Origin of the sequence: Alkalinema pantanalense CENA528 (assembly GCF_050753345.1) — a bacterium.
In the GTDB taxonomy this organism is placed as follows: Bacteria; Cyanobacteriota; Cyanobacteriia; order Leptolyngbyales; family Leptolyngbyaceae; genus Alkalinema; species Alkalinema pantanalense.
Window position 1 is genome coordinate 1 of the sequence record NZ_JBLZFX010000077.1, and the last position, 11728, is coordinate 11728.

The following is an 11728-nucleotide window of genomic DNA, read 5'->3' on the forward strand; positions in this document are numbered from 1 at the left end:
GTCGCATTCGGGGCTATTTATCCACCTTGCGCAAGCAGAATATCAATCTTTTAGACGCTCTCGTTGGATTGTTCTCGGGCAATCCTGTGTCGCTTAAACCACAGCCTGAGTAGTTACCAATTTGCTATAACTATGCACCGTAAACGCTGACGACAGATAGGGAGAGGAGTATGCAGCTTCCAGATTTGAATCAACTCTCCCTTGCCCAGCAGGTGGCGCAGATGGTGGTCGTGCGCACCAGTGGATTTTTATTTGATCACCAGTTGCAGTATCCCCAGTGGGAGGCCGATCGGGTCACGCTTCAGCGACTGGTTACAGAAATTGGGGTCGGGGGGGTGATTTTTCTGGGGGGCAGCGCGGCGGAACTGGCCCTCAAAATTCAGCAATTGCAGCATTGGGCGGCGATCCCGTTGCTGACCTGTGCCGATGTGGAAGAGGGCGTGGGGCAGCGGTTCCCTGGGGCGACGTGGTTTCCGCCTCCCATGGCGTTGGCGGGAGTCGCTGCGCGGGACTGGTCGCAGGCCGAGCACCTGGCGGAAGCGATGGGCCGATCGACGGCGCGGGAAGCCTGGGCGATCGGGTTGAACTGGGTGCTAACCCCGACGGTAGATGTCAATAATAATCCGGCCAATCCGGTGATTAATGTGCGGGCCTTTGGGGAGGAGACGGCCACCGTTAGTCGCTTAACGGAGGCGTTTATTCGGGGAACCCAGGACTATCCGGTGCTGAACTGCGCTAAGCATTTCCCCGGCCACGGCGATACAGCGATCGATTCCCATTGGGATGTGCCCGTGATTCCCCACGGGTTGGAACGGCTGGAGCAGGTGGAGTTTCCGCCCTTTAGGACGGCGATCGCGGCGGGGGTGGATGCCATCATGAGTGCCCATTTGCGAGTTCCGGCCTTGGATGGGGATCAGGTGACGACCTTTTCCCGATCTGTGATGACGGATCTCCTGCGGGAGCAGTGGGGCTTTGGGGGACTGGTGGTGACGGATGCGCTGGTCATGGGCGCGATCGCCGATCGCTATGGCAATGATGAGGCGGCGGTGTTGGCGGTGGCGGCGGGCTGTGACCTGTTGATGATGCCCGTGGATGCGGAAGGAGCGATCGCGGCGGTCTGTCAGGCGGTGGCAGCGGGGCGTATTCCGGCGGAGCAGATCCGGGCTTCCCTCGGTCGCATTTGGCAGGCCAAGGAGCGTGTGTGTCTCCCGTCACTGGATCGATCAGCGGTGCGATCGCAGGATCGATCAGACCTTCGATCAGGGGAGCGATCGAGTCTACCCTTGGGCAATCGATCAGAGGCTCGATCAACCGATCGATTCATCCTGGAGACGGATAATCGATCAGCGGCTCGATCAGCGGCTCGATCAGCGACTCGATCAGGGGATCATGACCTCGATCGCACCTTAGATTTTCAAGCCCGATTGTTAGCAGAACTGGCCCAGCCGGAAACGATGGCAACGGTGCAGCAAATTTTGCAGAGCTCGATGCAAGTGCACGTTCCCACACCCTCGCGCCTCGCACCCACGGCAGAACAATCGCTGCAAAATTCATCCCTGCGCAATTTAATTCTAGTAGATGAAAGTTTGGGTTCTCCCTTTCTGGGGCGGACGGCTCCGGCGATCGTGCTGCCCCAGGCCAAGGGCTACGGGACAGTGATGGTCGATCGCAATACCCCCGATCGGGCCACTTGGGATGACCAACCGACGCTACTGCAAGTGTTCCTACGGGGGAATCCGTTGCGCAGTCAGGCGGCGGCGTTAGAGCAAATTAAGGCGATCGTGGAAGAATTGACAGCTTCCGATCAACTACGGGCGATCGTGGTTTATGGCAGTCCCTACGTGGCGCAGGCATTGTTTGCCTTAGTGCCGCCGGAAGTGGCCACCGTCTTTACCTACGGTCAACTGCCCTTGGCCCAAACCCTAGCACTGGAAATGCTTTTTGCGACGGTCGATCGGCCAGTGGAATCACTGGGTAAAGAAGGCATGTTTTAATGCACTGGAGGAGCGATCAGCAGATCAGGTTCATGGGTAAAACGAAGCCACGAAGCGCATCTTTGCCGGAGAGAGCCCCAGGCCGATCGAACAGTTCTGGGGATTGACCCGGCAGATAGTATTCAATCTGTTGACGGGCGCGAAATCAGAAGACTGAGCCGGATGCCATTGTAACGAGGGGGGACTGGTGGAATTGGATTCATCTCATGGCCATTAATTGATGTAAGGGAACAGCGCATCAATAAAATCCCAATTGGGTAGGGGTAGGAGTGTAAAAGGGTAGGAGGGTAGGGGAATGAAGAGGGGAATATTATTTCTTTGCAAATCCCTAAAGTCGGGGTTCTTGGTAATCATTCCAGTGACTCTAAAACTGTGTTTGCGAACCCCGATTTGAATGAACGCTAGCGAAAATGGATCAATCTTGTGGGGGTAACCGATCGCGCTCCATCATGCTGATGTATTTCCAGTCGGAGCCGAGGACGGGAATGGGGGGACTCCAGCGAGTGCGATCGCAAAACCGTACGACTTGCAGTTGGTTAATGGTGGTTTGGATTTCTTCGCGGGTGCCGAGCAGGTAGATTTGGAAGGGTCTGCGGGTGTCGTCGATCGAAGTTTCTGGACGATCGGGGCCGCCAAAGCCAGTAAACATGGGATTTCTCCTGGTTGTGGATGGGGAGGAAATCCCAAAAATTAAAGCCACCCTTTTGCGCAGGACAAGTAGGGTGGCCCGATCGAATGTTAAAATCCGTGTCAGACCGCCTAGCTGCCTATCTCAGCTTCGGGGTTTAGCTGCCTTACGTTGTTGGAAGCAACTGGGGCAGCGCTTTAATTTCTGGGGTCGTAGCTGATGCGAATCGGGACTTTGCGACACGCTTGCATTCAGCTATGAAAAACAAGCCTAGGGGTAAACTGGGGCGCTGTCAACTGTTTTGCGATTGTTTACGATGTTGTGATATTTGGTAACGTGGCATCTGGCAACAGGGCATTTGGAAACCGCAGACATGGAGAATTGGATATCAACTCAAGATAAAATAGATGTATTACAAATGCATTTTAATCGTGTCGTTGCAAACATTCTATGTCAGCGAAGGATATTTATCACGATACGGTGCGGGCAGCCTTAATCAAAGATGGCTGGACAATTACGCATGATCCCTTGATTTTGACCTTCAATCCCAGACGACAACTCAAAATTGACTTGGGTGCAGAGCAACTCATTGGAGCCGAACGGGAAAATCAATTGATTGCAGTAGAAATCAAAACTTTTCTGGCTTCCTCGACGCTTTCAGAATTCCATGCTGCCCTTGGACAGTTCCTTAATTATCGATTAGCTTTAAAGTTGAGAAATCCCGATCGACAGTTATTTTTAGCAATTCCGAAGGAAGTCTATCAGGGATTTTTTGCAGAGGAATTCACTCAACTGAGTGTAGCTGAATATGATCTTAAAATCATTGTATTTGATGTAAACAGGGAGGAGATTTTGCAATGGCTAACCTAGACTTATATCGGCAATATCTTCGAGAAATTTTAACGAAGTATGCTCAATATGCTCCATCACAAACGGATATGGAAACCTATACGATCTTTGATCAAGAGGGTGATCATTATCAAGTAGTGACGGTGGGTTGGGAGGATGGCTATCGTATGTATGGTTGCTTAATTCATGCGGACATTAAGAATGGAAAGATTTGGATTCAGTATGATGGCACGGAATATTCGATCGCCAATGAACTAATCGATCGGGGTGTACCGAAGCAGGATATTGTGTTGGCCTACCATGCGCCCTATGCCAGAAAGTTGACAGAGTTTGCTGTCGGGTAGCCAGTATCAATTGAGGCGAAATTGGGGCCATGACGATCGAGTCAGTATTAGTGTCGCTAAAATTCGTAAAGTTGAATGCGTTACAATGGGGCTGACCTTGCCAAACATCAGTCGAATTGCTTATGTTGAACCACAGCAAGATTCTTCAAGAAATACAATCTGTACCGGAAGAATATCTTGATGAGCTTTATGAGCTAATCCATAATTTTCGGACACATCTCAAGCAGCCCAAACAACATGAACCGCGACAGCCCGGTTTGCTGAAGGGGAAGTTAGGAGAAGCATTTTTTGAACCGTTGCCCGAAGAGGAACTTCAGCAGTGGGAATAACTTGTCTGATTGATACGCATATTCTACTTTGGTGGTTTTTTGATGATCCTCAACTGAACCAAGCGTGTCGAGAAATTCTTCGCAACCCTGAGAATCTGATTCTGGTCAGCAGTGCTTCTGCTTGGGAAATCGCAACGAAGTATCGATTAGGCAAATTGCCAGAAGCAGAACCATTGGTTGCAGCCTATCAAGCCATATTGAACCAAGCTAATTTTACTGAATTACCTATCAGCACAGCTCATGCACTCCGGGCAGGCAAATTACCGATCGAACATCGTGATCCATTCGATCGAATGCTGATGGCACAGGCTGAAATTTAGAATCTCCCCATCATGACTTATGATTCAGCTTTTCAGACAGGTTTGATTAAGGTATTACTATAATCAATTTCAACTTTATTTAACTGATCAACATGATGTACACTTCAACGCAATCGATCGAGCAATATCTGAGTCATTATCGGAATTGATTAATTCTTCAATGCCCTCTGTTGTATTGGTTGAACTTGCACTAGTATTTGCCGGACTTGGTGAACTCGAACATCCCGAATCCGATCGAGTAACTGAATCGATTCCTCCAGATAAGCGATCGCGGTACTGAAATCCCCTTGCCTACAAAATTATTGGGTGTTTGAGGGAGGATGCCAGCCAGCTTTTACCCAGTTGCTGCGTACTTTTGTTGCCAGGGAATTATTGAGCTTTAAGGCTTCCACAGTCGCTCGTCCGCAAGCCGTTAATCCGACAATCTCGGTGCCATCTTGACTCCAAGTGAAATGGTCTGACCAACACTGCTGACGCGGATTGAACAAATCGATCGTATTTTGTGTTTGTAGGTCAATCACTGTTATTTGATTCTACTTATACTAATTACATAATTCACAGCGATTTTGAGCCGTCGCTCTGACGCGACGTTTGATTGCCTCTGAAAAGCGACTCATGATTCCAAAGTCAAGGGCAATTGGCGGTGTTTAGCTTCTGCGATCGCTTCTGACTTGCGGAGCAGCCCTAGTTGATAGATTTGGAGTAAGGCCAGCAATTCGTAGCGTTCTGATTCGGTTAATCCGGCTTCTTTCCCTTTTGCTTGCAGATCGCCGAGGCGTTCATGCTGTTCAGCAGACATTTTGGCTAGGGCTAGTGAGATGATTTCAGCATCAGAGAGTGTGGCGATCGGTCGGGGGAGATGTTCTTCGGATAAAGAATCCCACGTTAGGCTCACCCTTTCTAGGGCGTCCCCCAGGACGGATTCAACCTGCTGCTGGGTCATGTTGCCCACTCGTTTTGCCTGTTCGACGAGGCGATCGGAGAGTTGAAGGGTAATCGGAGTGGCCATAGTTGTTAACGGCTGCACGATGCTTTCTTCTAGGATAAGTGAAGATTGCAAACAAGAGGATTATGGAGTTAGTACGATCGGGGGTGTTTTGGGTGGCTCTGTGGCAAAACCTGTGTAGGGTTGCATTTGGGGATCTTGGAAGGCGAGAATGATGTCTTCTTTGGGAACACCTGCTTCCAAAAGATCGTTGGCAATGCCATTTTCTGTCCAGTCTTCTTCGATCGAAAATTTGCCGTTTTGGAGACGGACGTAGACGGTCATGCCTGTGGTGCGGTTGCCATTTTGCCAGCCGAGGGTCATCCAGATGTAGTGACCTTGGTCGCGATCGACGATTAGAAAGGTTTCAAGAGGACGGTTAGGGCTACGGTTGCAAAGGCTGATGTAGTCGTTGAGGATTCGTTCGATGAGTTTTGAATAGTCGGTTAGTTTATCCATTGTTGAATTTCCTCAGTTTCGATGTTGACGATGATGAGGGGAAGTTGATGTTTTTTCAAGATCAGTTGAATCACATCTTGGCAAAAAAAGTTTTTGTAGGCAACGGCGCTAATGGCGACATAGAGTTTACGATCGGGGGCAATTTCTTCAAGCAGGTAGCGATAGATATCGTATTGTCCGAGGGCTTCTTTTAAGTCTTGGATCTTTGATGCTCCGATGAAGCTTTTGACTTCGATGACGAGTTTTTGGCCGTCGCGCTCGGCTGCGATCGGGCGTTCGGCTGCGAGGTCGGCGTAGAGGGTGGTTTTGCCATATTGGATGATGTAAGGGTCGTCGGTAATCAGCCAGTTATCTTTGGTGAGTGCGGTTTTGACTGCATTGTGGATCCGGTCAAGTTTGGGCATTGCTAAGAGCTTTGGGCGAAGCGATCGATGATCAATATTGGCATCACGCGGCATCAATCCCCTTGGCAGATTCCAGACAATTTTAGCGCTGGCATGGCGAACTCCCTCAAGTCCAACAACTAGGACTATCCTAGCGCAACCCACGGGATGAACCCCTTACGCATCCTCAGAATCGCTTAAGCCTTCTAGATCTTCAGGATTGATGCCGAGAGCTGCCAGCAACTCAGCCGGATCGAGATTTTCGAGGCGTTGACGTAGGTCAGCTTCAGACAGTTCAGATTGAGCCGCTTGCTGGGCTAGACCCATTAGCATTTGAGCAAATGGAGATTGGGCCATCGCTTGCATTTGCCGGGTTTGTTCCAGCATTTGCCGGACTTGGTGAACCCGAACATCCCGAATCCGATCGAGTAACTGAATCGATTCCTCCAGGTAAGCGATCGCGGTTTCAAATTCACCACGATTCGCTAAAGTACCCGCCATGTTTGCTAGCGTGATAGCTTTGCCTTGAACATCCCCGATCCGTTCCAAGAGTTCCAACGACGCCTGCCACAATCCCAGCGCGCGATCGATCTCCCCTTGTTGCGCCACCACAAGCGCCATATTGTTCAGCGTCGCCGCTTTGCCTTGAACATCCCCGATCCGTTCCAAGAGTTCCAACGACGCCTGCCACAATCCCAGCGCGCGATCGATCTCCCCTTGTTGAACTAACGAATTAGCAAGGTTGCTGAAAATTGCGGCTCTAATTAGATCATCATCAGTTGGACAGAGAGATAGGGCTTTTTCATAATTTTGGGTTGATTCATTGGTTTCGCCTACAACTACCTGTGCCCGTGCGAGTGCGTGCCAAATCCGATAGTCCTCATGCACGGCCAAAATCTGCTCACAGATTGCCTTGGCTTCCACATACCGCGAACGATTGACCCACGCAGTCGCCATGGCATCTCCCACCGCCACCGCAATCTCCCAGTCCTGCGCCGCCAGCCCCAACCGCACCACTTCCAACGCCCGCTCCGTCTCACAGCCTTCCGTTGCCTCCTCCCACCAAACCCGATGCAACAACCGCACCGCCTCCTGCATCGCCCCTTGCCGCTCCCCCTCCGACAACTCCGGCTCCACCCCGCCCCGCACCACCAGCGGCACCCGAAACCCCTCCCCCTCCGGCACCCGGCTCGGCTCCACCAGCGTCAACCCCAACCACTTCTCCAAATCCACCTCCCCCAGCCACTCCCGCAGCAACCCCTCCGGCAGCGGCACCTGCACCACCGCCCACCGCGCCAAACTCCGCCGCTCCTCCGGCCCCAATCCCCCCAACAACACCTCCAACAGCAAATTCTCCCGGAACCGCGTCTCCACCGCCTCCAGCCGCCCCAGCAACCCCTCCAAATCCTCCGCCACCCAATCCTCCGCCGTCAGCACCTCACTCAGCCAGCGCAGCAACCTCGGATTCCCATCCGCCACCCGCACCAGCCGCTGCGCCAACTCCCTGCGCAAATCCAACTCCAACCGCTGACACTGCTTCCGCACATCCCCCGGCTCCATCCGCCCCAACTGCTCTGGATAAAGCCGCAAACTCCCCGGCAACGGACAAGCATACCGACAGGTCACAATCACCCGACTCTCCGCCGCCTCCAGCCCCCGCCCCAGCGCCGCCAACACCGTCTGCGCCCCCGTCACCAACCGGAAACTGCCATCCTGCACCTGCGCCTCTGGAATATTCTGCTCAAAATCATCCAACACCAGCAGCAACGGCTTCCCAGCCCCCTCCACAAGCTCAAAAAAACGCTGCAACCGCCCCGCCAACCCCAACTTGGGATTATTTAAAACCTCCGTCACCCCCTCCACAGCGCCATAGCAATCCTCCAACTGCCGCAGCAAAATCACCTCATCCACCACCCCATAAATCACCACCCGCTTCCCCTGGGGAAACAACGCCTGCACCCGATCGCACAACCGCGCCGCGATCGAACTCTTGCCCAAACCGCCCATGCCATGCAAAAACACCCCCTGGCGATCGTCCATCCCCTGCAACGCCCGCAAACACCGCTGCAACGTCCGCCGCCGCCCCACAAACTCCCTCGCCCCCGCCACCGGCTCCTGACCCAAAAACTCCTGCGCCGCCGCCCGCCGCTTCATCTTCTTCCGCCCCGCCCGATTTAACGGCGTCACCAGCGCCCCCACCTCCCGCGTCGATCGGTACATCCGCAACAAATGCCAATCCGAACATTCCAACCCCTGGGACTCGATCGATCGCTGCACCAACGCCCCGATCGTCTTCCCCACCGCCTCCGTCACCGTATCCCCCGTCGCCAACGCCTGATACAACACCCGCGCCGCCAAAATCCCCGTGCGATCGTACACAGGCCGCGCCCAACCCAGCACCACCTCCGCCCCCGCCAGCACCAACTGCTGCGCCATCGACGGCACCGCCCCATCATCCGCCAATTCCCCCGTATGGCACCCCGACAGAAAAATCACCTTCGGAAACCGCGCCCCAAACGCCCCCGCAATCTCCGCCACACTGGAAAACCGCACCGCCCCAATCTCACTCTCCGTCACAAAACACGGCGTATACTCCGCCAGCACCGGAGGCTCCTCCATCTGCGCCAACCACGCCCCATACTCCTTCTGGGTGTAGATCAGCCCATGCCCCGTCAGATTAAACACATCAAAATAATCCCGATCGTAGGACGCCACCAAATTCTTCAACTCTGCGATCGAGCCACTCTCCTCCGTCACCAACAGCAACGGCTGCCGCTCCGTCGCCTCCAGAATATTCAACTCCTCCTGCTCAAAATTCAGTTGCGTTACCCCCTCCGGCGCAGTCGCCATAAACAGCATCTGCAAAGGCCGATTCTCTGGCTCCCCCGCTGTCCCGTCTGCGATCGCCGCGCCCCGCTCCGCCACCACCCGCACCGGAACCCCCATGCGTCCCTCCCGCAGCAACATCCCCTGCTGATCCGCCAGCAACTCCCAGGGCAAATGCGCCACCTGCAACGTCAACGCCTCCAGCGCCGGATTCAGCGCCCGCTGCTCCCCCGACGCCGTCAAATCAAACACCAGCGTCGATCTCCCCTGACCCAACCGCGATCGCAACCAGCCCTCCGTCCCATCCAACCAGTCATACAACGCCCGCCCCAACGCCAACAGCGCCTGCGGGTCATCCGGCAAATAATCCCCCCGCAAATTCTTCGGACGCCCCTTGTAATACGCCCGATCGCACAACGCCACCAACGCCTGCAAATCCGCCTGCTCGACCCGTCGCGCCTCTCGTCCACAACGCAACTCCACTTGGCGATCGTTGACCAACGCAAAACAAAACGCGATCGTCTGAGGCAGGGCTGAATTTTGCATAACCTATCTATCCGGCGTAAATCCCTAGGGTGGAATCGTCTCTCGATTCAACTACACCTGTGATAACACGCTTCCGTAGAAAATCCCCACACAGGGCGAAGGCCAAAGGAATCGGAGCCATAACACACCTCCGGGTTTCGCCCTTCATCCCCTGCCAGAATGCTCTACACTGAACCATGGTCTATTGAGCTTTCTAGATAAAGGGCACCTATGCGACTTTCTCAAATGCTGTTCGTCACCCTGCGCGAGGATCCGGCGGATGCAGAAATTCCCAGCCATAAACTCTTGGTACGCGCGGGCTTCATTCGGCGGATTGGCAGCGGCCTCTACAGCTACCTGCCGCTGATGTGGCGCGTTCTGCAAAAGGTTTCGACCATCGTACGGGAAGAAATGAACGCAGCCGGTGCCCAGGAACTGCTGATGCCCCAGTTGCAGCCCTCGGAACTCTGGAAAGAGTCCGGTCGCTGGGATGTCTACACCAAAGCAGAAGGCATCATGTTCTCCCTGGTCGATCGCCAGGAACGGGAAGTCGGCCTCGGCCCCACCCACGAAGAAGTCATCACCGCGATCGCGCGGGATATGGTGCGCTCCTACCGCCAGTTACCCGTGAACTTGTACCAAATCCAAACCAAATTCCGCGACGAAATTCGGCCTCGCTTCGGTCTGATGCGCGGTCGCGAATTCATCATGAAGGATTCCTACTCCTTCCACGTCGATGAAGCCAGCCTCAAGGAAACCTACGCCAAAATGCACGACGCCTACTGCAACATTTTCCGGCGCAGTGGGCTCAAGTTCCGGGCCGTAGATGCCGACTCCGGCGCGATCGGCGGTTCCGGCTCCCAGGAGTTCATGGTGCTGGCGGAAGCGGGCGAAGACGAAGTGCTGTACACGGAAGATGGCAAATACGCCGCCAACGTGGAAAAGGCCATTTCCTTGCCCAGAAATGCCGTACCGTCCAGCTTTACCAGCTTTGAAAAACGGGAAACCCCCGGTACAGACACGATCGAAAAACTCTGCAAATTCCTAGATTGTTCCGCCACCCAGGTCGTCAAAAACGTGCTCTATCAAGTGGTGTTTGACAATGGCGTGATTGCAGCGGCGATCGTCAGCATCCGCGCCGACCAAGACGTCAACGAAGTCAAGTTGCAAAATGAACTGACCAAGTTAGCCGCCAACTACAAAGCCACCACGGTGATCGGCTTAACAGTACCGGAAGCGGAAGCCCAGAAGAAATGGACAGCGCAACCCTTGCCGTTGGGCTATCTGTCTCCAGCGATCGGCGATGACTATCTGCAAAAGGCCGAGGGCATTGGGTCGCAGTTCATCCGGGTACTGGATCAAACCGCAGCGGATCTACAAAACTTTGTCACGGGTGCCGATGAAGTCGGCTTCCACGTCGTTGGAGCCAACTGGGGCAAGGATTTTGCCCAGCCCAAATTAGTCGTGGATGTGCGCAAAGCCCAAGCGGGCGATCGGGCCTGCCATGATGCCAACCAAACCCTGCAAACAGCGCGGGGCATCGAAGTGGGCCACATCTTCCAATTGGGCACGAAGTATTCCCAGGCCATGGGCGCAACCTTCACCAATGAGCAGGGCGAGGATAAACCCTTTGTCATGGGCTGCTACGGCATTGGCGTATCCCGATTGGCCCAGTCCGCAGTAGAGCAATCCTACGATAAAGACGGCATCATCTGGCCCGTCGCGATCGCACCCTACCATGCCGTCGTGGTCGTCCCGAACATTAACGACGCCACCCAAGTGGAAACAGCAGAACGGCTCTACGCGGAACTCAATGCAGCCGGAGTGGAGACAATTCTGGACGATCGGGACGAACGTGCTGGTGTCAAGTTCAAAGATTCCGAGTTAATTGGCATTCCGTTCCGAGTCGTGACGGGGAAAGCCCTGAAGGAGGGCAAGGTGGAAGTGGTGAAACGCGCCACCAAGGAAGTCCAAGAAGTGTTGGTCACGGAAGTCGTGGCGACGTTGAAGCAATGGGTGAATGAAGCGCTGACCCAGTAATGTTTGCATGAGATGGCTAGCAATGTGTCTAGTAATGCATCTAGTA

The 11728-nt window shown here is 54.0% G+C and carries 12 protein-coding genes; 6 read left to right on the top strand and 6 right to left on the bottom strand.

The features are described 5' to 3' along the window. Positions 1-170 precede the first annotated feature (170 nt). Positions 171-1994 carry a glycoside hydrolase family 3 N-terminal domain-containing protein gene (locus tag ACN4EG_RS20150; RefSeq protein WP_431631981.1) on the top strand — a complete coding sequence of 608 codons (1824 nt, stop codon included), beginning with the start codon at positions 171-173 and terminating at the stop codon, positions 1992-1994. A gap of 415 nt (positions 1995-2409) precedes the next feature. Here ACN4EG_RS20150 and ACN4EG_RS20155 read toward each other — a convergent pair whose 3' ends face one another. Further along, positions 2410-2643 (bottom strand): hypothetical protein, encoded by a 234-nt coding sequence (locus tag ACN4EG_RS20155; RefSeq protein ID WP_431631982.1) that lies wholly within the window; start codon positions 2641-2643, stop codon positions 2410-2412. 429 nt (positions 2644-3072) lie between these two features. On the opposite strand from ACN4EG_RS20155, the gene ACN4EG_RS20160 reads away from it, so the two are divergent. The 4 genes from ACN4EG_RS20160 to ACN4EG_RS20175 all read left to right on the top strand — a co-directional run bounded on the left by ACN4EG_RS20160 (position 3073) and on the right by ACN4EG_RS20175 (position 4464). Continuing rightward, the gene (locus tag ACN4EG_RS20160) at positions 3073-3492 is read left to right on the top strand and encodes an element excision factor XisH family protein (RefSeq protein ID WP_431631983.1); all 420 of its coding nucleotides are present in this window, start codon (positions 3073-3075) and stop codon (positions 3490-3492) included. Then, positions 3480-3815 carry a XisI protein gene (locus ACN4EG_RS20165; RefSeq protein ID WP_431631984.1) on the top strand — a complete coding sequence of 112 codons (336 nt, stop codon included), beginning with the start codon at positions 3480-3482 and terminating at the stop codon, positions 3813-3815. Before ACN4EG_RS20160 ends, ACN4EG_RS20165 begins: the two co-directional genes overlap by 13 nt. Before the next feature lie 122 nt (positions 3816-3937). Next, positions 3938-4144: a hypothetical protein gene (locus tag ACN4EG_RS20170; protein ID WP_431631985.1), complete on the top strand. Its 207-nt coding sequence runs from the start codon at positions 3938-3940 to the stop codon at positions 4142-4144. Beyond that, complete coding sequence (locus ACN4EG_RS20175) at positions 4135-4464, top strand: type II toxin-antitoxin system VapC family toxin (RefSeq protein ID WP_431631986.1); 330 nt, start codon at positions 4135-4137, stop codon at positions 4462-4464. Before ACN4EG_RS20170 ends, ACN4EG_RS20175 begins: the two co-directional genes overlap by 10 nt. 299 nt (positions 4465-4763) lie before the next feature. On the opposite strand, the gene ACN4EG_RS20180 is transcribed toward ACN4EG_RS20175, so the two are convergent. The 5 genes from ACN4EG_RS20180 to ACN4EG_RS20200 form a co-directional block, all read right to left on the bottom strand. Beyond that, positions 4764-4985, bottom strand: coding sequence for a hypothetical protein (locus ACN4EG_RS20180; RefSeq protein WP_431631987.1), 222 nt, complete (start codon positions 4983-4985; stop codon positions 4764-4766). Between the two features lie 92 nt (positions 4986-5077). Beyond that, complete coding sequence (locus ACN4EG_RS20185; protein WP_431631988.1) at positions 5078-5473, bottom strand: hypothetical protein; 396 nt, start codon at positions 5471-5473, stop codon at positions 5078-5080. Between the two features lie 60 nt (positions 5474-5533). Continuing rightward, the gene (locus tag ACN4EG_RS20190; protein WP_431631989.1) at positions 5534-5908 is read right to left on the bottom strand and encodes a XisI protein; all 375 of its coding nucleotides are present in this window, start codon (positions 5906-5908) and stop codon (positions 5534-5536) included. Beyond that, positions 5896-6366: an element excision factor XisH family protein gene (locus ACN4EG_RS20195; protein WP_431631990.1), complete on the bottom strand. Its 471-nt coding sequence runs from the start codon at positions 6364-6366 to the stop codon at positions 5896-5898. Before ACN4EG_RS20195 ends, ACN4EG_RS20190 begins: the two co-directional genes overlap by 13 nt. Before the next feature lie 102 nt (positions 6367-6468). Further along, on the bottom strand, positions 6469-9663 hold the full coding sequence (locus ACN4EG_RS20200) for a tetratricopeptide repeat protein (protein ID WP_431631991.1): 3195 nt from the start codon (positions 9661-9663) through the stop codon (positions 6469-6471). 210 nt (positions 9664-9873) lie between these two features. On the opposite strand from ACN4EG_RS20200, the gene proS reads away from it, so the two are divergent. Then, on the top strand, positions 9874-11682 hold the full coding sequence (gene proS, locus ACN4EG_RS20205) for a proline--tRNA ligase (protein WP_431631992.1): 1809 nt from the start codon (positions 9874-9876) through the stop codon (positions 11680-11682). The last annotated feature ends 46 nt before the right edge of the window (positions 11683-11728 follow it).

Excerpts from the sequence above, each read along its gene's own strand:
- ACN4EG_RS20150 (WP_431631981.1), top strand. The coding sequence starts at position 171 with ATGCAGCTTCCAGATTTGAATCAACTCTCCCTTGCCCAGCAGGTGGCG.
- ACN4EG_RS20155 (WP_431631982.1), bottom strand. The coding sequence starts at position 2,643 with ATGTTTACTGGCTTTGGCGGCCCCGATCGTCCAGAAACTTCGATCGAC.
- ACN4EG_RS20160 (WP_431631983.1), top strand. The coding sequence starts at position 3,073 with ATGTCAGCGAAGGATATTTATCACGATACGGTGCGGGCAGCCTTAATC.
- ACN4EG_RS20165 (WP_431631984.1), top strand. The coding sequence starts at position 3,480 with ATGGCTAACCTAGACTTATATCGGCAATATCTTCGAGAAATTTTAACG.
- ACN4EG_RS20170 (WP_431631985.1), top strand. The coding sequence starts at position 3,938 with ATGTTGAACCACAGCAAGATTCTTCAAGAAATACAATCTGTACCGGAA.
- ACN4EG_RS20185 (WP_431631988.1), bottom strand. The coding sequence starts at position 5,473 with ATGGCCACTCCGATTACCCTTCAACTCTCCGATCGCCTCGTCGAACAG.
- ACN4EG_RS20190 (WP_431631989.1), bottom strand. The coding sequence starts at position 5,908 with ATGGATAAACTAACCGACTATTCAAAACTCATCGAACGAATCCTCAAC.
- ACN4EG_RS20195 (WP_431631990.1), bottom strand. The coding sequence starts at position 6,366 with ATGCCGCGTGATGCCAATATTGATCATCGATCGCTTCGCCCAAAGCTC.
- ACN4EG_RS20200 (WP_431631991.1), bottom strand. The coding sequence starts at position 9,663 with ATGCAAAATTCAGCCCTGCCTCAGACGATCGCGTTTTGTTTTGCGTTG.
- proS (WP_431631992.1), top strand. The coding sequence starts at position 9,874 with ATGCGACTTTCTCAAATGCTGTTCGTCACCCTGCGCGAGGATCCGGCG.